General features: G+C 39.8%; 20 protein-coding genes. 8 read left to right on the forward strand and 12 right to left on the reverse strand.

Going from position 1 to position 21,996, the window contains the following annotated elements; genetic code table 11:
• Window positions 1-20 precede the first annotated feature (20 nt).
• The 6 genes from rpsF (at window position 21) to hisS (ending at window position 6,390) form a co-directional block, all read left to right on the forward strand.
• A complete protein-coding gene (gene rpsF, locus ABJN95_RS10725; RefSeq protein ID WP_348370397.1) occupies window positions 21-362 on the forward strand; it encodes a 30S ribosomal protein S6 in 342 nt (113 codons plus the stop codon).
• 5 nt (window positions 363-367) lie between these two features.
• On the forward strand, window positions 368-664 hold the full coding sequence (rpsR, locus tag ABJN95_RS10730; RefSeq protein WP_138659270.1) for a 30S ribosomal protein S18: 297 nt from the start codon (window positions 368-370) through the stop codon (window positions 662-664).
• A 13-nt stretch (window positions 665-677) separates the two neighbouring features.
• The gene (gene rplI / locus ABJN95_RS10735) at window positions 678-1,130 is read left to right on the forward strand and encodes a 50S ribosomal protein L9 (RefSeq protein ID WP_348370398.1); all 453 of its coding nucleotides are present in this window, start codon (window positions 678-680) and stop codon (window positions 1,128-1,130) included.
• A 104-nt stretch (window positions 1,131-1,234) separates the two neighbouring features.
• On the forward strand, window positions 1,235-4,402 hold the full coding sequence (locus ABJN95_RS10740; protein ID WP_348370399.1) for a TonB-dependent receptor: 3,168 nt from the start codon (window positions 1,235-1,237) through the stop codon (window positions 4,400-4,402).
• Between the two features lie 60 nt (window positions 4,403-4,462).
• Entirely contained in the window at window positions 4,463-4,936 is a 474-nt protein-coding gene (locus ABJN95_RS10745; protein WP_348370400.1) for a DUF6495 family protein, read from the forward strand.
• Window positions 4,937-5,013: 77 nt separating this feature from the next.
• Window positions 5,014-6,390, forward strand: a complete 1,377-nt coding sequence (gene hisS, locus ABJN95_RS10750) for a histidine--tRNA ligase (protein ID WP_348370401.1) — start codon at window positions 5,014-5,016, stop codon at window positions 6,388-6,390.
• Here hisS and ABJN95_RS10755 read toward each other — a convergent pair.
• Together ABJN95_RS10755 and ABJN95_RS10760 are read right to left on the reverse strand one after the other, a co-directional pair.
• A complete protein-coding gene (locus ABJN95_RS10755) occupies window positions 6,385-6,933 on the reverse strand; it encodes an NUDIX domain-containing protein (protein ID WP_348370402.1) in 549 nt (182 codons plus the stop codon). The two genes, hisS and ABJN95_RS10755, sit on opposite strands and share 6 nt — an antisense overlap.
• Window positions 6,934-6,967: 34 nt before the next feature.
• Window positions 6,968-8,056 (reverse strand): M42 family metallopeptidase, encoded by a 1,089-nt coding sequence (locus ABJN95_RS10760; protein ID WP_348370403.1) that lies wholly within the window; start codon window positions 8,054-8,056, stop codon window positions 6,968-6,970.
• Between the two features lie 105 nt (window positions 8,057-8,161).
• Here ABJN95_RS10760 and ABJN95_RS10765 point away from each other — a divergent pair, with 105 nt between their 5' ends.
• A complete protein-coding gene (locus tag ABJN95_RS10765) occupies window positions 8,162-8,851 on the forward strand; it encodes a DUF4294 domain-containing protein (RefSeq protein ID WP_348370404.1) in 690 nt (229 codons plus the stop codon).
• A 5-nt stretch (window positions 8,852-8,856) separates the two neighbouring features.
• On the opposite strand, the gene ABJN95_RS10770 is transcribed toward ABJN95_RS10765, so the two are convergent.
• Window positions 8,857-9,087 (reverse strand): DUF6095 family protein, encoded by a 231-nt coding sequence (locus ABJN95_RS10770; protein ID WP_348370405.1) that lies wholly within the window; start codon window positions 9,085-9,087, stop codon window positions 8,857-8,859.
• Between the two features lie 79 nt (window positions 9,088-9,166).
• Here ABJN95_RS10770 and ABJN95_RS10775 point away from each other — a divergent pair, with 79 nt between their 5' ends.
• A complete protein-coding gene (locus ABJN95_RS10775) occupies window positions 9,167-10,291 on the forward strand; it encodes a glycerate kinase (protein WP_348370406.1) in 1,125 nt (374 codons plus the stop codon).
• Between the two features lie 3 nt (window positions 10,292-10,294).
• On the opposite strand, the gene ABJN95_RS10780 is transcribed toward ABJN95_RS10775, so the two are convergent.
• From ABJN95_RS10780 to ABJN95_RS10820, 9 genes are all read right to left on the reverse strand, one after another.
• The gene (locus ABJN95_RS10780) at window positions 10,295-11,152 is read right to left on the reverse strand and encodes a DUF4249 family protein (RefSeq protein WP_348370407.1); all 858 of its coding nucleotides are present in this window, start codon (window positions 11,150-11,152) and stop codon (window positions 10,295-10,297) included.
• Window positions 11,153-11,156: 4 nt separating this feature from the next.
• Complete coding sequence (locus tag ABJN95_RS10785; RefSeq protein WP_348370408.1) at window positions 11,157-13,559, reverse strand: TonB-dependent receptor; 2,403 nt, start codon at window positions 13,557-13,559, stop codon at window positions 11,157-11,159.
• A 121-nt stretch (window positions 13,560-13,680) separates the two neighbouring features.
• Window positions 13,681-15,897, reverse strand: a complete 2,217-nt coding sequence (locus ABJN95_RS10790) for an NADP-dependent isocitrate dehydrogenase (protein ID WP_348370409.1) — start codon at window positions 15,895-15,897, stop codon at window positions 13,681-13,683.
• A 676-nt stretch (window positions 15,898-16,573) separates the two neighbouring features.
• Complete coding sequence (rplS, locus tag ABJN95_RS10795) at window positions 16,574-16,924, reverse strand: 50S ribosomal protein L19 (protein ID WP_348370410.1); 351 nt, start codon at window positions 16,922-16,924, stop codon at window positions 16,574-16,576.
• Window positions 16,925-17,065: 141 nt separating this feature from the next.
• Entirely contained in the window at window positions 17,066-17,740 is a 675-nt protein-coding gene (trmD, locus tag ABJN95_RS10800) for a tRNA (guanosine(37)-N1)-methyltransferase TrmD (RefSeq protein WP_348370411.1), read from the reverse strand.
• Window positions 17,741-17,759: 19 nt separating this feature from the next.
• The gene (locus ABJN95_RS10805) at window positions 17,760-18,206 is read right to left on the reverse strand and encodes a GNAT family N-acetyltransferase (protein ID WP_348370412.1); all 447 of its coding nucleotides are present in this window, start codon (window positions 18,204-18,206) and stop codon (window positions 17,760-17,762) included.
• A 42-nt stretch (window positions 18,207-18,248) separates the two neighbouring features.
• The gene (locus ABJN95_RS10810; RefSeq protein WP_348370413.1) at window positions 18,249-18,869 is read right to left on the reverse strand and encodes a tRNA (guanine-N1)-methyltransferase; all 621 of its coding nucleotides are present in this window, start codon (window positions 18,867-18,869) and stop codon (window positions 18,249-18,251) included.
• Window positions 18,870-19,013: 144 nt separating this feature from the next.
• Window positions 19,014-20,462 (reverse strand): glyceraldehyde-3-phosphate dehydrogenase, encoded by a 1,449-nt coding sequence (locus ABJN95_RS10815; RefSeq protein ID WP_348370414.1) that lies wholly within the window; start codon window positions 20,460-20,462, stop codon window positions 19,014-19,016.
• A gap of 115 nt (window positions 20,463-20,577) precedes the next feature.
• Window positions 20,578-21,972 carry a trypsin-like peptidase domain-containing protein gene (locus tag ABJN95_RS10820; RefSeq protein ID WP_348370415.1) on the reverse strand — a complete coding sequence of 465 codons (1,395 nt, stop codon included), beginning with the start codon at window positions 21,970-21,972 and terminating at the stop codon, window positions 20,578-20,580.
• Window positions 21,973-21,996 lie beyond the last annotated feature (24 nt).

The raw sequence follows: 21,996 nt of genomic DNA on the forward strand, positions 1-21,996 counted from the left end.
CTCCTTAAAACAAATATAATATGAACCATTACGAAACTGTTTTCATTTTGAATCCCGTGCTTTCTGATACTCAGATTGCGGAAACAGTTAAGAAATTCGAAGATTTCTTAATTAAGAATGGCGCCAAAATGGTGGCCAAAGAGAATTGGGGGCTAAAGAAATTAGCCTATGCCATACAACACAAAAAGAGTGGTTTTTACCACTTGTTCGAATTTACCGCACCAGGTGAAATTCTTACTCCCTATGAGCAAGAATTTGGTCGAGATGAGCGTGTTATGCGTTTTCTTACGGTAAAATTAGATAAACACGCTGTAGCGTGGGCAGAAAAAAGAAGAACAAGGTTAAAAACAGCAAAAGCGTAAGTACTATGGCATCAATAGAACAACAAGCAAAAGGTAAGAAGGACGGAGAAATTCGATATTTAACTCCGCTTAATATTGAAACCAACACCAAAAAGAAGTATTGTCGTTTCAAGAAAAACGGTATCAAGTATATTGATTATAAAGATGCAGATTTCTTAATGATGTTGGTAAACGATCAAGGTAAATTACTTCCTAGAAGACTTACAGGTACTTCATTGAAATACCAAAGAAAAGTGGCTCAAGCCGTTAAGCGAGCACGTCACATTGCATTAATGCCTTACGTAGGTGATTTATTAAAATAAAAGAGACGAAACCATGGAACTTATATTAAAAGCAGACGTTGAAAACCTAGGGTTTAAAGACGATTTGGTTAACGTTAAGAACGGCTACGGAAGAAACTACTTGATTCCTCAAGGACTTGCTTCAATGGCAACTCCTTCAGCAAAGAAAGTTTTGGCCGAAAATTTAAAGCAAAAGGCCCATAAAGAGAAGAAGGTGGTAGAGGCTGCTAACAAAACTGCTGAGGCCTTAAAAGCTTTGGAGGTTAAAATAGCTGCAAAGACTGGAGCTGGAGACAAATTATTCGGATCGGTTACGACTATTGATTTGGCAGCAGCCCTTGATAAAGAAGGTCATCAAATCGATAAGAAGTACATCAGTATCAACGGAGGAACGGTTAAGAGAACAGGGCCTTGTAACGCGCAAATACGTTTGCACAGAGACGTTGTTGTTGAATTTCCATTTGAAGTGGTTGCCGAGAAAAAGTAGATATTAACACTGGGTTAATAAAGACTAATAACTTGAAAGAGCTATGCATGCATGGCTCTTTTTTTTTGCGCTAAATTTGCTCATAAACTCAAATTCATTAATCTATGTACAAGAAATCACTACTTACTGCAGCACTGTTTTTTGCTTTTTTCTCGGCAGTTGCTCAGGTAACTACCTCGAATATTAGAGGTACTGTTACCGATGACCAGAACGCCCCCTTATTGGGAGCAAATGTAATCGCAGTTCATACTCCAACAGGCACTAAATACGGTGCCATTACAAATGAAGATGGACGCTTCAACCTGCTCAATCTCCGTGTTGGTGGACCGTATGAGGTCACCATTTCCTATGTGGGTTTTAAAGAACAAAAACAGGGTGCCATTTTTCTTTCCTTAGGTAAAACTTTCAATTTAGATGCTAATTTACTTACTGAAAGTCAGGCCCTAGATGAAGTAGTGGTCGTATCTGACCGCGGTGGTACCTTCGGAAGCGATCGTACGGGGTCTGAAACTAGTGTGGGGCGAAGAGAGCTAACTCGGTTGCCAACCATTTCTCGTTCTCAGAGCGACTTTACCCGTTTAGAACCCTCATCAAGTAGCAATGGTTCTTTTGGCGGTAGAAATGACCAATACAATAACTTTTCGTTAGATGGGGCGATTTTCAATAACCCGTTCGGACTTGATGCTGCCACCCCTGGCGGGCAAACCAGTGCACAACCGGTTTCTTTAGATGCTATTGACCAGATTCAAGTTTCCAATGCGCCATACGATGTTACACAATCTGGGTTTACCGGAGCCTCTGTAAATGCGGTTACCAAGAGTGGAACAAATGAATTTTACGGAACGGTTTACGGATTTTTCAGAAATGATGACCTTACTGGAGGAAAAATAGACGGGGACGATATTTTTAAAACCGGTTTAGAGCAAACACAATACGGCCTAAGTATCGGCGGACCTATAGTGAAAGACAAGCTTTTCTTCTTTGTGAATTTTGAAAAAGATGATTTAACAGAACTAGGAACTGACGGATTTGTACCCAATAGGGGTAGTGGAGCCGCTAATGAAAGTAGGGTTTTGGCTTCTGATTTTGAATTGGTCGACAATCTTCTGCGTCAGGTCGTGGTTGGTCAAGATGCGCAAGGCAACTCTATTTTTTATAACCCTGGAGCCTACGAAGGTTTTAATTTCGACCAAGAATCGACCAAGGGGATTATAAAATTAGACTGGAATATCAACGACAGAAATAGATTGGCCGTTATTTATAATTTCTTAAGTGCTTCAAAAGGAAAGCCGGCGAACAGAAACGCCATTGCATTTAGAGGCCCTGATACCTCAGTGCTTCAATTTCAAAATGCAGGGTATGAAATAAACAATAACATCAATTCGGTACAGCTCGAGTTGAACTCTACACTACAAGACAATATAACGAACAAACTACAGGTGGGCTATACCCACTTTGACGATTTTAGAAATCCGTTTTCTACGCCGGCACCAAGTATACAAATACTTGATGCTTCTGGCACTTCGAGTTATATCATTGCAGGGCATGAGCCGTTCTCGATAAACAACCGCTTAGATCAGAAGGTGTTTCAGTTAACCAACAATATGAACATTTTTAAAGGAAATCATACCTATACCATTGGTTTCTCTTTTGAAAAATTTCAATTTGACAATTCCTTTAACCTTGGTGCTTATGGGGCGCAAGGAGTTTTCTTCCCAACAACTACGATTACCGATTTTCCAGATTTTGCAAGCTCAGGCGCTTTACAATCGGCTTTTAACGACGCTATAGCGGCGAGCAATTCCTTAGAAGCAAATGGCACAGGTAACCCTGGAGGATGGTCATTGGCAGAAACAAATGTAGGGCAAATGTCTTTCTACCTACAAGATGAATGGAATGCAACTGATGATTTTAAATTAACCTACGGTGTTCGGTTTGATAGACCTTTATATTTTGATACAAGAAGAAAGATAGCCGAAAACATTGCTCGTAAAGGCGGTGATATGGGCACGTATATACCCTCTATTGAATACTTTGACCCTGAAACTGATGCCTCTATTTTCTTAGATTCAGAACAGCTGCCTTCGACCAAATGGTTGGTTTCTCCAAGAGTTGGTTTTAATTGGGATATAAAAGGCGATAAAACCCTTCAATTAAGGGGTGGGTCTGGTCTGTTTACTGGTCGTTTTCCTTTTGTTTGGTTGGGTAATCAGGTACAAGGCGTAGACTTTTTCTTCTATCAGCTTGTAGATCCTGATTTTCAGTGGCCCCAAGTTTGGCGTACCAACCTAGGCGTTGATAAGCGATTTGAAAATAACGTGATTCTTACAGCTGATGTTTCCTACACCAAAGACATCAATGCGGCACATGTGCAAAACTGGGGACTAAATTCTCCTGGAGCTACCTTGAGCGGTGTCGACAACCGACCTCGCTATACCAATGACGATAAGTCTCAGATATTTGGGGGTCCGACCAATGCCTATGTATTTACCAACTCAGACCAAGGGCGTATTTTCAACGCGTCGGTAAAAGCCGAAAAAACATGGGATAATGGTCTTTATGGTATGTTGGCCTATAACTTTTTAAATTCTAAGGAGGTGAATTCAGTTGATGCCGAAATTACCGGAGATGCTTTTGCTGGTAATGCGGTTGTGGGTAATGCAAATACCGATGTTCTTTCTTTTTCTCGCTATGGCGATACGCATAGATTCATTGGCGTCGTGTCAAAAGCTTTTAAAACAGGAACCACTGTATCTACCTTCTTTGAATACGCTCAGGGTGGAAGATTTAATTATATCTATGGCGGTGATATCAATAACGACGGTTCGAGCATTAACGACTTGCTATATATTCCAACGGCTGGAGAGATTAGTCAAATGAACTTTAGTGGCGCCGGACAGGCGGAAGCTTTCGAATCTTTTATTCAGCAAGATGATTATCTAAGTGGAAGAAGAGGGCAGTATGCTGAAAGGTATGCTGCCGTTGCACCATGGAGAAGTAGCTGGGATGTGAAAGTATTACAAGACATCAAAGTCATTGACAAAAACAAGTTTCAGTTGAGCGTTGATATACTAAATATTGGCAACTTGATCAATTCAAAGTGGGGGGTGATCGAACAACCGGCATTTAACCAGCTTTTGGGTGTTACCGTTGATGAGAATAATGTGCCTACCTATTCTTTCGATGCGAACCTTAGCGATACTTTTGTTTCAAATACAAGTATCTTATCGCGATGGAGAGCACAAGTAGGTGTGCGCTATATCTTTAACTAATTCAAATAATTATCTGGCAAAAAGGCTGTGCATAAGGCGCAGCCTTTTTATTTTTGCAGCATGAAGTATAGGAGACTTACACAACAACAGCTAGAGGAGCTTCAACCCGAGTTTGTAAATTTTTTAGCAACACAATCCATCACGGGTGAAGAATGGAAAAACCTGAAGGAAGAAAAACCCATGGTGGCTGAGGATGAAGTAGATGTTTTTAGTGATTTGATTTGGGAAGGTGTTTTAACCAAAGTGAATTATCTTGAGAATGTTTCAGGGCAGCATATGCATTTATTTCATTGTGCTAAAAAAGAAATGAAACTGATTTCCGTAAAGGTTATGAATCCTGATATTGATTTGACTACAAAAATTGGCTTTGACTGGTTTAAGAAAAATTGGCAATCTGATTTTGTGGAATACCTAACGGCATCGAAAGCATATGTAGAAGAAAACTTAGATAAGTTCAAACTGATAGAGCAGGGAGCTGTAATTACTAAGGGAGATTTGTACAAATGGTTTGAATCAATGATTGAAGTTAAATAGCGATAGTTGACTTTCACTTTCTATACATTGCTAAGCTCAGTCAAACATTTATATTTGCAGAAGAACTAAAACACCAAATGGCACAAAAACCATCTATACCTAAAGGTACCAGAGACTTCTCTCCTGCCGAAGTCAGCAAGCGCAACTACATTTTTGATATTGTCAAGAAGCATTTTCAGACTTTTGGCTTTCAGCCTATTGAGACCCCTTCTTTTGAGAATTCGGAAACCTTGCTTGGGAAGTACGGTGATGAAGGTGACCGTTTGATCTTTAAAATATTAAATTCTGGTGATTTTATTAGTAAGGTAGATGATGTTACCTATAGTTCAAAAAGGTCAAGTTCTTTGGCTCCTAAGATTACAGAAAAAGCACTACGCTATGATTTAACGGTGCCTTTTGCGCGCTATGTGGTCATGCATCAAAACGATATTGACTTTCCCTTTAAACGTTACCAAATACAGGCTGTATGGCGTGCTGACCGTCCACAAAAAGGACGTTTTCGCGAGTTTTACCAATGTGATGCTGATGTAGTGGGAGCAACTTCATTGCTACAAGAAGTAGAGTTAATTCAGTTGTACGATGGGGTTTTCACTGATTTGAAATTGGCAGGTGTCACTATTAAATTGAATAACAGAAAAATCCTGGCGGGTATTACTGAAGTTATCGGTGCCCAAAACAATTTAATCAATTTTACCGTTGCCCTTGATAAACTAGATAAAATTGGTGTAGCAGGTGTAAAAAACGAGATGCTCGAAAAAGGAATTTCTCAAGAATCGATTGAAAAGGCGAGTCCGCTGTTTTCCTTACAGGGTAGCAGTATGGAACAGCTACAAATTCTTGAAAAACTTTTGGCTTCCTCGGAAGTCGGAAGCAAGGGTGTTGAAGAGTTAAAATTCATTGTAGCCTCCGTGGAAGAATTAGGTCTGCAATCGGCGCGTCTTACAGTTGATGTTACGCTAGCTAGAGGGTTAAACTACTATACGGGTGCTATTTTTGAAGTAGCTGCGCCTGCAGGGGTAAAGATGGGTTCTATAGGTGGTGGGGGTCGATATGACGACCTAACCGGAATCTTCGGATTGAAAAATGTAAGCGGCGTTGGTATTTCATTTGGCTTAGATCGAATTTATTTGGTTTTAGAAGAATTGGGTTTGTTTCCAGAAACTATTGAACAATCGTTAGATGTTCTTTGCGTAAACTTTGGCGAACAAGAAGCTTTGGCTGCCTTACGTTTAACAACACAACTGCGAGCGGCGGGGGTACGAACTGATATCTATCCTTCAGATGCAAAAATGCAAAAGCAAATGAAGTATGCGAATAGTAGAAATGTACCTTATGTAATATTGATAGGAGCACAGGAGTTAAAGGATAAGACTTTTGTGGTAAAGGATATGAAAAAGGGCGAACAGAACACCTACAAGATTGATCAAGTCAAAAACTTTGTTGAAACCTTATAACCTTTCTTTAATCGCCTTTATTACCGTGGCATAATAATCGGTAGCATGGGGCACATATTTTTTAAGATTGGCCATACCCCAAGTTTCCTCAGCAAATTGTGATAATGGTAGCAATGCCAAAGCCTCCACTTCACTTTCTTGTTTGCTAAGATGTGCTAACGGAACCAGCAGTTCACATAAAAAAGTATGATGGAATTCACAATCGGTTACATTTTCTTGATGCCGTTGAACGGATTTGAAAACGCCAATTTTTTCTAGTTGTTCCACCGAAATTTTTAGACCAATTTCCTCCTTAACTTCACGCAAGGCGGAGCGCTCAATGGTTTCCCCTGCACCAACATGACCGGCAACCGAAACATCCCAAAGTAGAGGATGGGTGTCTTTGTCTTTACCTCTTTGTTGTAACAGGATCTTGCCACCAGAAGTGTAGCACCAAATATGAACCGTTGGATGAAACCAGCCCATGGTATGTGCTTCCGATTTCATCGCTGTTTTGCCGGTAAAATTTCCATCGGCATCCAATATGTCTATACGTTCATCCATATAAAAAAAGCCTCCGAAATTGGAGGCTTAATATCTAATCGAAGTAACTAAATGTTTCTCCATCTTTTATATTAAGTACGGTCTCGTACATCAGGCGAATTACATTTTCAACATCGTCTTGGTGCACGGTTTCAACCGTTGTGTGCATATATCGCAACGGCAAGGATATCAAAGCTGAAGCTACACCGCCATTGCTGTATGCAAAGGCATCGGTATCGGTACCCGTAGAACGAGATGCGGCCATACGTTGAAAAGGTATATCGTTTGCTTCGGCAGTTTCGATGATGCGTTCACGCAATTTATTCTGTACTGCCGGGGCATAAGAAATTACAGGTCCTGCGCCAATTTCAGTATGACCTTGTTTCTTTTTATCGATCATTGGCGTGGTGGTATCATGACAGACATCAGTGATGATAGCTACATTCGGTTTAATGGTTTGGGTAATCATTTCTGCTCCGCGAAGTCCAATTTCTTCCTGTACCGAATTGGTAATGTACAATCCGAAAGGGAGTTTCTTTTTGTTCTGGTGCAACAGGCGCGCTACTTCGGCAATCATAAATCCACCAGCCCTATTGTCAATAGCACGGCAGACAAATTTATTCTTATTTAAGATTTGGAACTCGTCTGGGTAAGTAATGACACAACCCACATGAACACCCATTTTTTCAACCTCTTTTTTATCTTTTGCTCCTATATCAATGCAAATATTATCTGGTTTTGGAGGTTCTTCTTTGACGCGACTTCTTGTATGAATGGCGGGCCATCCGAAGATTCCCTTTACAATACCTTTTTTGGTATGAATATTAACCCATTTGGAAGTGGCAATTTGGTGATCACTACCCCCGTTGCGAATAACATAGAGTAAGCCGTTGTCGGTAATATAATTTACGTACCATGAAATTTCATCTGAATGCCCCTCGATAACAACCTTATAAGCGGCATCGGGATTTATTACCCCAACTGCCGACCCATACGTGTCTGTTATAAAGGAGTCGACATAGGGCTTGAGATAGTTCATCCATATTTTTTGGCCTTCCCATTCATAGCCCGTGGGAGCTGCATTATTAAGGTATTTTTCGAAAAAATCAAGTGATTTTTTTGTCAGAATCTTTTTGTTTGCCATTTGTAAGGGTTTATGGAACGAAGTTAACAATATTCACAATTAATTAATAATAAGCCGCTGTATTTATCGTTAATTTTGGCAGGGCTTTTGCGCTTAACTTCATATATGAAAAAAGAGATACTTGTTGGCTTACTTTTACTATTTACTTTCCTCGGATGGGCTCAAATAAAGGAACAGCCCTTAGATTCTGTTGCGGAAAAGATGATTATTGTTGAAGGAGATTCTCTTTTCAGAAGCTCAATTGACCTCGATGAAGTTTATCTTTTTGGCAAACTTGAATTCCCTGATTATCAAACGAAATTACGGTATTACATCTTACGTCGCAAAACTTTGAAAGTATATCCGTATGCCAAATTAGCCGCGGAACGTTTGGTAGAACTTAACGATAGTATCGCTAAAATCAAACGCAGATCAAAACGGAAGAAGTATACCAAAAAAGTGCAAAAGTATATTGAAGATGAGTTTTCTGAAGAACTCAAAAAATTAACACGAACTGAAGGGCAGATCTTGGTAAAGCTTATTCATAGGCAAACCGGAACTACAGCTTTCCATCTCGTTAAAGAACTTCGCAGTGGGTGGCGCGCTTTCTGGTATAGTACGACCGCTAAAATGTTTAAGATTACTTTAAAAGAAGAGTTTGATCCTGAAAATGTACATGAAGACTATATCATTGAAGATGTACTGCAACGCGCTTTTGCTTCTTATCGCCTAGACCGCCAAAAGTCGGTCTTGGATTACGATTACGCCACGCTAAATGATAAATGGGGAAATGTTGGCGAGAAGAAGCAGAAATAATGCAATCATTTATTACCCTTACTAAAAAGCGCATCCATCATGAGCTTAATACTGTAAAATCCCATACCTATGGCTAGTATGGCCAGAACGAATCCGACTACAACCACCGGCCAAAAGAAAGCATGCCCTTCATTTTTAAAGGCCTGATAGAGCACTACCGGGGCGCTAAACATCAAGGCAATGGTATATGCAATGTGTTTTATTCCCTTGATTAGCAATTCTTTATCAGTTTTCATATTTGGTTTATCTTGGGTGTTAAAAGTAGGCATTTAAGCGTATATTTAAAATCAAGAACCGCTAGCAAAGGAGATAACCATGAAAGTATTATTGATTCCTGATAAATTCAAGGGCTCTTTGACAGCCAGAGAAGTTATCGAATCAATCTCTAGGGGTGTGTTGCGAGTATTTCCGAAAACGCATGTTCATGCCGTGCAAGCATCTGATGGTGGCGAGGGATTTTTAGAGTGTATTGCAGCCAATGTAAATTGCGAGGTGATCACTGTCGATACCGTTGACGCTCTCGGAAATGCAATTAAAGCAGATTACCTGTACAACGCCAAAACGAATTCTGCATATATTGAACTGGCAAGAGCATCGGGCCTAACACTTCTAAAAAATGGGCATAAAGATGTGATGCAATCGTCTACTTTTGGCACCGGCTTGCAAATCAAAGATGCTATTGCAAAAGGGAGTACCGCTATTTATGTCGGATTGGGAGGTAGTGCTACGAACGATGCCGGTTTGGGAATTGCTGAGGCCTTGGGGTATTATTTTTTAGATAGTAATGGTGACCAACTTGCCCCGGTTGGAAGAAGTCTTTCTAAAGTTAAGTCTATTCATAAGGCTAGTACTAGTTTGTCGTTAAAAGGGATCTCCTTTTATGCGGTAAATGATGTCGATAACCCTTTGTATGGGCCTGAAGGAGCGGCCTATACCTATGCAAAGCAAAAAGGGGCAGGTAGTCAAGAAATGAAAGAATTAGACTGCGGTATGGAAGACTTGGCTAATCTGGTTAAACTGCAGACCAAGAAGGATGCGGCAAAACTTTTAGGTGCTGGAGCAGCGGGCGGAACTGCCTACGGACTTAAAGTATTCTGCGATGCAGCCTTTGTTTCTGGAATCGATTTTGTCTTAAGGGTATCAAGAGTTGAAGAACTGCTAGCAGAAAATGATTTCGACTATATTATAACAGGGGAAGGGAAATTTGATCATCAAACACTTCATGGTAAGCTTATTACGGGCGTCATAGATTTAAGTAAACGTTTCGAGATACCGGTTCTTGCGGTATGTGGCCAATTGGATTTGGATAAAAAAACGCTTGAACAGTTTGATCTTCTCACCGTAATGGAAATCAAAGATCGTTCTCAACCGCTAGCATATAGCTTGGAAAATGCAGCAATACTGGTTGAAAACGCTGTTGAACAATTTTTACGAAAATAAGGCTTACTCAATCACGATAGTCTCCGTAAAAGTTTGGCAAACGGCAAAATAACCCAAAGCAAAATTATCAGCGTTTTCAACATTATCAAAAGAATTGATATTATCGATTTCGGTGATATTGATTATGTTTCCCCTCACGGTTGCCGAAGGGGTCTGAAAAGGACCTTGATCTCCTCCTGCTTGCACTATCAATTGGTTCATATAGTTGTAAAAAGATTCGTCAACCCCGAGTAAACTAATGTTTATTTCTCGTCCTGGTGTTACACCATCATCGTAGAAATAAGAAAATTTAAAGGTTTGTCCGTTGTAGAACTCGTCTTCTGTAACCAAATAATCGCCAAAATCAAGGTCAACCAGGTAAAAATCCTCACGATCAGCATCATCTGTAAATGTCACTTCTACTTCGGTCTCATCACCAGAGAATAATGTGCCATCGCCCTGCTCTAAACTTACAATGGGTGAGGAAGGTACAAAACGTGTCAAAGCCAAATAACGTTGGCCCTCATGCTCGATGGCCAGTTGCAATTCTCCCTCAGTAAAAAAAATAGTAGTTTTCGTTCCTTGGTAAACACCGGGGGCTACTTCAACCAGTCCTAAAGCTTGGGAGTCGAGCGGTGAAGTCGTTACGTAATCAGGGTTTATTATTGATATACGGCTAAGTTCAGCGGGAGTGACATCATCAAAAAAGGAGCTTGTAAGACTTGCTCTTATTTGCACCGTTGTAGTGGCTTGACTAGCGTCAAGGCGCACCAAACCGTCTATCGATAGGCGCGGGGGAGTTTGTGGCACCTCTACTTCAATAACATCTTCGCAACCCGACAAGATTAGTGCTATGAACAGTGTACAAAACATTTTCTTCATCTGACTAAAATTTAAAGTTATAGGTTACTGCTGGTACAATGCCGAATATTGAAGTTCGTACGGCCTCATTCACTCCGGTATCTACATTTCTTCTAAAATTGATAGAAGCAGCATTTCGTCGCGAGTACAAATTGTAGATACTAAAAACCCATTCCGCCTGAAGTTTACGCTTCTTGTTTTTTCTGGGGGTAAGCGTTGCAGAAACATCGATGCGATGATAATCGGGAAGGCGTTCGGTATTTCTCAAACCGTAGTATGGAACGGTTAGTCCTTGAAACTCAAATTGCCCCACAGGATAATTTGTGGGTTGCCCTGTCTGATACACAAAATTGGTATTGAAGTCCCATTTTTCGTTTAAGTCATAGCTGGCAAACATTGAAATATCATGAGTTTTGTCGTAAGGTGTACTGTACCAATTGCCAAAATTTATTCCTGTTTCTAAATTCGACCTTCCATTGTCGACGGTTGAGATTCTGCCAGGGGTACGCTGTTCCGATCTTGAAAGCGTGTAAGCAAGCCAGCCTTGAAATTTTCCTTCATTCTTTCGTAAAAGCAGCTCTAATCCGTAGGCCCTGGCTTCTCCATTCAAAATAACGGTTTCTATGGCATCATTTGCAATCAAATTGGCGCCATCGATATAATCGATTCGGTTTTGAATATCCTTGTAAAACACCTCCGTTTCGAGAGAATAGTCACCATCTTTGATATTCTTAAAGAAGCCTAAAGCGTATTGATCTAATAGCTGTGGCTTTGTGAACGGACCACTAGGCGTCCAAACATCTAAAGGAGTAGGGGAGCTCGTATTTGATAGCAAGTGTAGGTATTGTGCCAGTCTGGTATAACTCGCTTTGACCGAACTGTTATTGTTAAAGGTGTACGAAAGCGAAGCCCTTGGTTCAAAATTATTGAATGTGGCTAAATTTCCACCCCCCCGGGTATTAACCGTTTCAATAGGTTCCGCTTCTTGATAGACCAACAGAAAAGGATCAAAAATAACAGGATTGTCATTTTCATAAATATTCAACTCGTCTTGCCCCAATCGAATGAAATTGCTAAAACGAACACCATAGCCCAGGCTTAAGTTTTTGGTAATGTCATGCTCCACGTCAATGTAGGCTGCAAACTCGTTGGCATACTTTTTCGTAAGCTGATCTTCGACAATACCCGATTCAGCATTACTTGGAGCAATTTTTCCAGGATTGAAACTGTAATAGATATTATTAACCCCATAATTAACTTGAAGTTTGTCGCTTAAATAATGTTTTAGGTCATATTTTACATTGAAATTCTGGATCCCAGAATTCCAATCAAAGCCAACGAAATCTAGCTTTAGCCCGTAGTAATAATCGGAATAGATTAATGATAGATTCGAAAATAATTTATCTGAAAACAAGTGGTTCCAACGAAAATTGCCCACGGAATTCCCATAGGTATTTACAAAGCTATCATTTATTCCAAAAACATCACGACCAAAATAACCCGACAAGTAAATGCTGTTTTTGTCGTTGATATTGTAGTTTAACTTCGTGTTTAAATCATAGAAATATGCTGTATTGTCTTGATTGAAAAGGGGAAGAAATAAGTGCGCGTAAGAGCCTCTTCCGCCAACTAAAAATGCCGCTTTATCTTTAATAAGAGGACCCTCCACCAACAGGCGACTAGCTACTGCGCCAATTCCTCCGTTTACTTTTAGTTCTTTACTATTACCTTCTTTTTGAAAAATATCCAATACCGATGACACCCGACCCCCATAGCGCGCAGGAATACCGCCTTTATACAGTTTGATATCTTTGATGGCATCGGGATTAAAAACTGAAAAGAACCCGAATAAATGTGAAGAATTAAAAATAATGGCCTCGTCTAAAAGAATGAGATTTTGATCGACAGCGCCACCACGAACATTGAAACCTGAGGCTCCCTCACCGGCATTTGTAACCCCTGGAAGCAGTAAAATGGATTTTATTACGTCTGCTTCCCCTAGAATAACGGGGATTTTCTTTATGGTCTCTACAGACATCGTATTCACACTCATTTGGGGAGTGCGAATATCCATTTTCTCAATATCCTCGGTAACTATCACTTCTTCCAATTGTTCTGCTTCTTCTACCAATTGGAAATTAATTTTTTGATTTTGGTTCAGGGAAATAGTTTGAACCACATCTTTAAACCCCAGATAGTTGACTAAAATTCGGTATTCACCTTCGGGTAGGGTAATGGAGTAAAAACCATATTCATTGGTTGTAACCCCAGTTTGTAACTCAGGCACGGCGATGGTTACTCCAATTAAAGTTTCATTGCTCGCCGCTTCGGAAATGGTTCCGCTGAGCGTATATTTTTGTTGTGCAAAGGATAAAAAGGAAAAACTACAAACGATGAGAAATAAGAGGAAACTGGTACGTTGGATCATTCAAGCAATTTTTCATAAAAATAAACAGAAAACACTTTGATAAGAAGGCATTAACAATAATTTAAAGCAAAAAGGCCTCTATTCGGAAGAATAAAGGCCATTGTAATACTATGGAAGATACTTATATATTTTGCAAAATAGTATTTAGGGTTGCGCTAGGCCGCATGGCTTTTGAAGCCAAAGAGGCATCGGGTTTGTAATAGCCACCTAATTCTTGTGACTGACCTTGGGCGTTGATCAACTCTGCGACAATTTCATTTTCTTTCTGTTGCATTTCCTTCGAAATTTCACTGAATATGGCCTTTAACTCGGCATCGATATCCTGTATTGCTAATGCCTCTGCCCAGTACAAGGCTAGATAAAAGTGGCTGCCTCGTGTATCTAGTTCTCCCACTTTTCTTGAGGGAGATTTGTCGTTTAGCAAAAACTTTTCTGTTGCTCCATCTAAAGCATCGCCAAGCACCTTTGCTTTTTGATTATCGTACTTTTCTCCGAAAAACTCTAAGGAAACGCCTAAGGCTAAAAACTCTCCAAGCGAATCCCAACGCAAATGACCTTCTTCTACAAACTGTTCCACATGTTTTGGAGCTGAACCACCAGCGCCAGTTTCAAACAAACCACCCCCGTTCATTAAAGGAACTATCGAAAGCATTTTTGCACTGGTTCCTACTTCAAGTATGGGGAACAAATCGGTCAGATAATCACGTAAAACATTTCCTGATACTGAAATAGTGTCCTTCCCATCTTTTATTCTTTCTAAGGTGAACTCCGTTGCTTTGATAGGGGATAAGATGCGAAGGTCGAGGCCAGTAGTATCATGGGTAGGTAGATATGCGTTTACCTTTTTAATCAACTCGAAATCATGGGCTCTGTCTTCATCTAACCAGAAAACAGCCGGAGTTTGAGAAGCTCTTGCTCTTGACACGGCTAGTTTTACCCAGTCTTTGATTGGAGCATCTTTTACTTGACACATTCTCCAAATATCTCCTTGCGCTACGGTATGCTCGATGAGGGTATTTCCTGAAGCGTCGATCACACGAACCGTTCCTGCAGAAGCAATTTCAAAAGTTTTATCGTGAGACCCATATTCTTCAGCTTTTTGAGCCATTAGCCCAACATTGGGAACAGTGCCCATGGTAGTAGGGTCAAACGCTCCGTGCTTTTTACAAAAGTCAATAGTAGCGGTATAAATACCGGCATAACTACTGTCAGGAATTACGGCCTTAGTATCTTGCGGTTTACCTTCTGCATTCCACATTTGACCAGAATTGCGAATCATGGCCGGCATAGAAGCATCGATTATGATATCACTTGGTACATGCAAATTGGTGATGCCTTTGTCGGAGTTAACCATTGCCAGAGCTGGTCCGTCTGCAATTGCATTTTTAATGTCAGCCTCAATTTCAGCTTTTTTAGCTTCCGGAAGCTCCTGTAGTTTATCTAAGAGATTTTCAAGTCCGTTGTTCGGGTTGATACCCATAGCTTCTAGTGTAGCTCCATGCTTGTCAAAAACCGCGGCAAAATACGCTTCCATGGCATGACCAAATATAATGGGGTCCGAAACTTTCATCATGGTGGCTTTCATGTGCAGCGAAAACAGAACTCCGCTGGTTCGGGCATCGGCAACTTGCTCTTGCAAAAATGCAACCAACGCCTTTTTACTCATAACAGTTGCATCTATAATTTCACCTGCTAAAAGGGCAACCTTCTCTCTTAATACGGTGAGCTCGCCATTACTTTGCACCAGTTCTATGCGGATGTCTGTAGCGTTAGAAACGGTAACCGATTTCTCGTTAGCTCTAAAGTCTCCAGACGTCATGGTGGCCACATGTGTTTTAGAATCTGAACGCCATGCCCCCATGGTATGCGGATTCTTTTTTGCATAATTTTTAACGGCTCTAGGCGCTCTTCTATCTGAGTTTCCTTCTCGTAGCACTGGGTTTACAGCGCTACCTTTAATCTTGTCGTAACGGGCTTTGATTTCTTTTTCCGCTTCATTTGCGGGTTCGTCAGGATAATGGGGTAAGTCGTACCCTTTTTCCTGTAATTCTTCAATAGCCTCTTTTAATTGAGGTATGGAGGCGCTTATGTTTGGAAGCTTTATAATATTAGCATCTGGATTTTTAGCCATTTCGCCTAGTTCCATCAAATCATTGGTAGCTCTTTGATCTTCCTTTAGAAAATCAGGAAAGGTAGAGATGATTCTGGTCGCCAAAGAGATATCCTTTGTTTCGATTGCTATTCCCGAAGTTTTTGTAAACGCTTTTACGATAGGTAAGAAGGACTGCGTCGCCAAAGCCGGAGCTTCATCAGTCTTTGTATAAAGAATTTTAGGCATTTGAAATCTTGGTTTAATTTTAAGCGTGGCAAAGATACAATTTCTGTGGGCTATTGAAAGCGGTATGGAACGAATCTTTTGTGAAAGGAAAGAGAATGCTACAAATGACAAAACCCATATCATTGTACAAGTACATTGACATGGGTTTTTAGAAAAAGTTTACAAACTTGTTGTTTTGTCTTGCAACAAAACCGCAACCATTGATTGCATTTGCGTCGCTTTTTCAACGTTTGAAATAGGCTACTGCGCTCAATTATCAAACCAAGTTACAGTTTCATATTTCTTCTCGTAATCTTAATGTTTTTTTCTAATAGCCCCACCGAGGTTTTGCTATTACAAATAGTTCATCCACACAAAACATTCAAAAAGCGACAGCCTTTTGGTTTTATGCTCGTTTCTTCTAAAATCTCAAAAGTAACTAGGTTACAACTGTATTTTATCTAAAACTAAATCACAATATAAAGAACGTAAACTCTATAATGATCTTCCCACAATGCCAATCCTGACATCATTTTCTAATCATACCTCAATATACAAAATAAATATATTGCCTTAGGAATTTTAACACTCTAATAATCAACATTGTATAAACAATGGTTATCAACAATTGTGTATAAACAAAAACCCATCTCCTGAAATTTCAAAAGATGGGTTATCTGTTATATTCGGTTGTTCGTTATTTACGAACTTCTTTGATTCTAGCTTTCTTACCAGTAAGCCCTCTAAAGTAATAAATACGAGATCTACGTACCTTACCTTTTTTGTTTATTTCAATTTTCTGTAGCGCTGGCATATTTATGGGGAAAATACGTTCAACACCTACAGTACCTGACATTTTGCGAATTGTAAAAGTTTCGGTCGCGCCTGAGCCTCTTCTTTGTATAACTACTCCTTTAAAAAACTGAGTACGTGTTTTTTCGCCTTCTTTAATTTCGTAGTAAACGGTGATGGTGTCACCTGACGAAAATTTTGGAAATTCTTTTTTAGCAACAAATTCGCTTTCTACAAACTGGATTAATGATTCCATGGATTTGATTTATCTATAAAAGTTCAATCAACATTCACGATTCTCGTCAGAGGTTGAGCAAATCGAGTGCAAAAATAAGTTATAAATTATAATGCACAAGGAATTTCCGATGATTTTTTAAGGGTATTTTTGGGTGAAAATTTATTCCAATAGGTCTGGGCGAAGCTTTTCGGTTCGCTTTTGCGCTTGATCTTCACGCCATTCTTCAATTTTTGGAAAATTACCACTCAATAGCACATCGGGAACTTTCATGCCTTTGTATTCAGCTGGCCTTGTATATACCGGAGGTGCCAAGAGGTTGTCTTGAAAGGTATCGGTTAGCGCAGATGTTTCGTTATTTAGAACCCCTGGTAGCAAACGAATGACTGCGTCACATAAAATGGCTGCACCGAGCTCCCCTCCCGAAAGCACATAGTCGCCCACAGAAATCTCTCTGGTGATACATAAGTCTCGAACGCGCTGGTCAACACCTTTGTAATGGCCGCAAAGTACGATTAGGTTCTTTTGAAGCGAAATACCGTTGACCATTTTCTGGTTCAGGGTTTCCCCATCAGGAGTCATATAAATTACCTCGTCGTACTCCCGCTCTGATTTCAACTTAGAAATACATTTGTCGATGGGTTCTATCATTAATACCATACCTGCACCACCCCCAAATTGATAATCGTCTACCTGATTGTAACTTTTGTCAGTGTAGTCTCGTAAATTATGAAAATGCACTTCCACCAGTTCCTTTTCAATAGCTCTTTTCAAGATAGATGCCTCGAAGGGACTCTTGAGTAATTCAGGAAGAACAGTAATAATATCGATTCTCATTGGGCAAATCGTTTCAAAATTATTTGGAGGTCCAAAAATAGTGAAAACAGTCCGTATCTTTTTCCCAGCCCAATTTTTCATAAAGTTGTTGCGCTGGGTTTTTGACACCTGTTTCTAAGGCCAGTCCTTTATAATTTCTTTCCCTGCATAATTCTTTGGCACGATTCAATAATGCTTCACCAACTCCTTTACCTCTGCTAGTTGGTTTAACGTAAAGATCATTCAATATAAAAACTGCTTGAAGCGATACCGATGAAAATGAGGTATACAACTGTGTAAAGCCTACAGCGACCTCACCTATAAAAGCAACAAATACGATAGATTCGTTCTTTTGTATTCGCTCTAGTAGAAACTTTTTTGCTGCTTGTTCATCAGACTCCTGTTTATAGAATATGCGGTAATGGTCGAATAGGGGAGCGACCGCTTCGATATGATTTTCATTGGCTTCAATAATAGTGGTAGTCATAATGTTGAAAGCTAAAAAAAGCTCCGAGAGGAGCTTTTTGAATTATTTAGATTTTTTGTATTTGTTTATCTCGTCTTGTAACTGCCTACTAATTCTTTGCTCTCTTTCCAAGGCCCTGCGTCGATGGTCTTCATATTCTTCTTCGACTTCTGAAAGTGAGGTTTTTGCTTCCTGTGTTAGAATGTTGCTTCTTCTGAACTTGTACATGAAGAAAAGCATTAATCCTAGGAGACCAAAAATAACCGACCACAAAATGGTATTGTAGGTCGCTTTCGAAACTAAAATACCCAAGAAAGACATACTATCTTTTTCTTCTGTGACTCCTGCAAGGTTTTTGGTGGTTTCTTCAAGTTTTCCGTTAAGTGAAGAAATGGTAGATTCGTGCCCAGATATGGTGGCATTTAGTCCATCAATTTTTTGATTGAATCCCTTTAGACTATCTAAGACGTTTTGACGCAATTTGTCTAACGAAATTGTACGTACCACTTCGTATCTCTTGCCATCAGCTCTGTAGTTTCCAGATTTTTTATAAATAAATTCGAATTGACTGTTTATGGGTCCTTTATCTAAAGATAACTCGGACTCAACTGCCGTTTCTTGTGCGGAAATTGAACCTATGGCAAATGCGCATAGTATTATGATTAGTGTTCTAAACCTTTTCATGTATGGAAGTCTTGAGGTTAAAATTGTTTTAGGGGAAATCAAAAGTAATTGAATATTATTAATTAAGAAAAAAAATGTTAACTCATATACGAGTCAACCCTAGGATAGGGACTAGCACAACTGAATTTTCTTCAAGGTTTAAATCTAGTAATAGGTAAACCGACGTACTTTGGCGATATATTTTGCTAGCCTAATAACCTGATGTGAATACCCATATTCATTGTCATACCAAACATAAAGGATTATGTTTTTTCCATTTTTGTCTACAATGGTCGCCTTGCTGTCATAAATGGCAGGCGCCGACGTACCTACGATATCGGTAGAAACCATTTCCTTACTTAACGAATATTTGATTTGTTCGACCAAATCTCCTTCTAGAGCATACTTTTTGAGAATGGTATTTACACCTTCAAGCGAGGTTTTGTTGCTGATTTCCAAATTCAAAATGGCCAGTGACCCGTTTGGTACAGGAACGCGTATCGCATTGGAAGTTAACTTCCCTTCCAAAGCTGGAAGTGCCTTCGCTACGGCCTGACCAGCGCCGGTTTCAGTGATTACCATGTTCAGCGCAGCAGCCCGACCACGACGGTATTTTCCATGCATATTGTCAACCAAGTTCTGGTCGTTTGTATAGGCATGAATAGTTTCTAAATGCCCTTTTTTAATGCCCAAAGAGTCTTCTATAACTTTCAAAATAGGCGTTATGGCGTTTGTTGTACACGAAGCCGCAGAGAAAATTTTTATTGTGTCTGGGTCATATTCGGTATGATTTACACCATGTACTATATTTGGGACCTCCTTACCAGGGGCGGTCAACAATACATGTGATGCGCCTTTTGATTTTAGATGCTTGCTCAATTCTTTTTTATCTCGAAACGCACCCGTATTATCAATAACAAGGGCATTCGATATACCGTATTTGGTATAGTCAATGTCTTCTGGTGTTGCCGCGTTGATTACATGAACTGTGGTACCATTAATCAGTAGGGAATTCTTTTTGGTATCGATATCAACAGTACCCATAAACTTGCCGTGAACAGAATCGGTTCGCAATAGGTTGGCCCGTTTTTCAAGAATTTCGGCATTGCTTTTTCCACGTGTCACGATGGCTCTTAATCTCAATTGATTGCCTTTTCCAGTTTTAGCCATTAATTCTCTGGCTAGTAATCTTCCGATTCTTCCAAAACCATATAAAACAACGTCTCGTGGAACGATTTCCTCGGAGTCGTTGGCATTTTTAAGTTTCGTAAGTACAAAGGCTTTGGCGTCGTTGAAATTGTTTTCATCAGTATGGTACTCATAGGTCAACTTCCCTATATCTAACTTCGAAGGTGGTAAAGGAATGTCATTGATAGCCCTTAATATTTCTACCGAATCAAATATTGAAATTGGCTTTTGTACAAACTCGCCAGCGTATTCGTGCAAGTGGATAATATCACTTACATTTTTATCGATTATCTGATTTTTAAAAAGTACGACCTCTATCGACTTATCATACCAAAGATCGCTAGTGATCTTTATAAATTCGGTGGTAGCTTTTCTTCTATCGGCTTGAAAAGCTAGTTCTTTTTCGTAGGACTTTGAATTCGGCATGCATCAATTTATTGTGGTTATATTTTGCAAAAATATATATTTTAAATGCGTATCCTTCAATTATTCGCAAAAAAAACACCCCGAATGGGGTGTTTTTTATGAATGCTATATTATGCTACTGAAAGATAAGTCGTTCGCGCTCTCCTTTGTCGTCGATCATAGTAATGCTAGTTTTGCCATAGCGTGAAATCTGACCGAATAGATTTTTAGCATCTTGAATATTTTTTATTTCTTCATCATCTACCGAGAGCAAAACTTTGCCCTCTAAACCGTATCCTCTATATGTTTCTGGTACTCCGACTATTTTAACCCCTTGCTTGGTGTCAAATTTCTTCATATCATCTTTGGAAAGGTTTCGAACTTCGAGTCCCATTATAGGAACGATCAGGGTTTGTCTTTCTTTTAAGGTTACCGGAACTACCATCTGTTCTCCGTCTCTTTCTATGGTTACATCAACCACATCATTTGGGCGTTTGGTAGACAAATACCCTGTAAGATCAGGGAACTTACGAACCTTAATGTTGTCGACCATTTTGATTACGTCTCCTTCGAGCAACGCTGCATCTTCAGCCCCTGACCCTTCCTCAACTCCTGAAATATAAACACCTTGAATCTCATTCAATCCTTTTTCAATTGCATATGGTGTATTTACATTCAAGGCACTTACTCCCAGAATTCCTTTTTGAATGGAGCCATATTCCATAATATCCTCAACTATTTTTCTTGCTATATTACTTGGTACGGCAAAAGAATAACCCACATAGGATCCTGTTTGAGAGGTAATTGCCGTGTTAATTCCAACCAAATCGCCATTTGTATTTACCAAGGCGCCTCCACTATTTCCAGGGTTAACGGCTGCATCAGTTTGAATAAAAGACTGATTTCTACCCAAGTCTCTGGCTTTGGCACTTACTATTCCAGCTGTCACTGTAGAAGTCAGGTTAAAAGGATTTCCTACAGCGAGTACCCATTCTCCAATTTTGGTATTATCAGAATCTCCAAAAGCGAGATATGGTAGTTTGCCTTCGGCTTCAATTTTAAGCAGTGCAATATCGGTATTGGGGTCGGCCCCAATAAGTTCAGCATCATACTTTTTGTTGTTGTTAAGTGTAACCTGCAGTTGATCAGCTTTGGTAACTACATGGTTGTTGGTAACAATATAGCCATCAGAAGAAATAATCACTCCCGATCCTGAGCCGACCTGAGCTCGCTGTCTTGATTCACCAGAGCCATAAAAGAAATCCCACGGACTTCCGCTGCTGCGCCCTTTGGTGACATTTTTTACGTGAACCACTGCATTTACAGTATTTTCAGCCGCTATCGTGAAGTCAATTTCGTTGATACCAGATCCTTTTGCAGAGGTAGGGGTAGTACTTGTATTAAAAACTGTGCGCTGGTCTTGCGAATCAATAATAGCATACTTTGAATCTTCAAAAAACAATTTGTACGCTCCTAGCGTTATGGCGCCAGCAAAAATGGAGACCAATAACAAACTTCCAATTTTCTTCATATTTGTCTTGTACTAATTAGGGTT

It is taken from the genome of Maribacter sp., assembly GCF_039974175.1.
Classification (GTDB): Bacteria; Bacteroidota; Bacteroidia; order Flavobacteriales; family Flavobacteriaceae; genus Maribacter_C.

Excerpts from the sequence above, each read along its gene's own strand:
- rpsF (WP_348370397.1), top strand. The coding sequence starts at position 21 with ATGAACCATTACGAAACTGTTTTCATTTTGAATCCCGTGCTTTCTGAT.
- rpsR (WP_138659270.1), top strand. The coding sequence starts at position 368 with ATGGCATCAATAGAACAACAAGCAAAAGGTAAGAAGGACGGAGAAATT.
- rplI (WP_348370398.1), top strand. The coding sequence starts at position 678 with ATGGAACTTATATTAAAAGCAGACGTTGAAAACCTAGGGTTTAAAGAC.
- ABJN95_RS10740 (WP_348370399.1), top strand. The coding sequence starts at position 1,235 with ATGTACAAGAAATCACTACTTACTGCAGCACTGTTTTTTGCTTTTTTC.
- ABJN95_RS10745 (WP_348370400.1), top strand. The coding sequence starts at position 4,463 with ATGAAGTATAGGAGACTTACACAACAACAGCTAGAGGAGCTTCAACCC.
- hisS (WP_348370401.1), top strand. The coding sequence starts at position 5,014 with ATGGCACAAAAACCATCTATACCTAAAGGTACCAGAGACTTCTCTCCT.
- ABJN95_RS10755 (WP_348370402.1), bottom strand. The coding sequence starts at position 6,933 with ATGGATGAACGTATAGACATATTGGATGCCGATGGAAATTTTACCGGC.
- ABJN95_RS10760 (WP_348370403.1), bottom strand. The coding sequence starts at position 8,056 with ATGGCAAACAAAAAGATTCTGACAAAAAAATCACTTGATTTTTTCGAA.
- ABJN95_RS10765 (WP_348370404.1), top strand. The coding sequence starts at position 8,162 with ATGAAAAAAGAGATACTTGTTGGCTTACTTTTACTATTTACTTTCCTC.
- ABJN95_RS10770 (WP_348370405.1), bottom strand. The coding sequence starts at position 9,087 with ATGAAAACTGATAAAGAATTGCTAATCAAGGGAATAAAACACATTGCA.
- ABJN95_RS10775 (WP_348370406.1), top strand. The coding sequence starts at position 9,167 with ATGAAAGTATTATTGATTCCTGATAAATTCAAGGGCTCTTTGACAGCC.
- ABJN95_RS10780 (WP_348370407.1), bottom strand. The coding sequence starts at position 11,152 with ATGAAGAAAATGTTTTGTACACTGTTCATAGCACTAATCTTGTCGGGT.
- ABJN95_RS10785 (WP_348370408.1), bottom strand. The coding sequence starts at position 13,559 with ATGATCCAACGTACCAGTTTCCTCTTATTTCTCATCGTTTGTAGTTTT.
- ABJN95_RS10790 (WP_348370409.1), bottom strand. The coding sequence starts at position 15,897 with ATGCCTAAAATTCTTTATACAAAGACTGATGAAGCTCCGGCTTTGGCG.
- rplS (WP_348370410.1), bottom strand. The coding sequence starts at position 16,924 with ATGGAATCATTAATCCAGTTTGTAGAAAGCGAATTTGTTGCTAAAAAA.
- trmD (WP_348370411.1), bottom strand. The coding sequence starts at position 17,740 with ATGAGAATCGATATTATTACTGTTCTTCCTGAATTACTCAAGAGTCCC.
- ABJN95_RS10805 (WP_348370412.1), bottom strand. The coding sequence starts at position 18,206 with ATGACTACCACTATTATTGAAGCCAATGAAAATCATATCGAAGCGGTC.
- ABJN95_RS10810 (WP_348370413.1), bottom strand. The coding sequence starts at position 18,869 with ATGAAAAGGTTTAGAACACTAATCATAATACTATGCGCATTTGCCATA.
- ABJN95_RS10815 (WP_348370414.1), bottom strand. The coding sequence starts at position 20,462 with ATGCCGAATTCAAAGTCCTACGAAAAAGAACTAGCTTTTCAAGCCGAT.
- ABJN95_RS10820 (WP_348370415.1), bottom strand. The coding sequence starts at position 21,972 with ATGAAGAAAATTGGAAGTTTGTTATTGGTCTCCATTTTTGCTGGCGCC.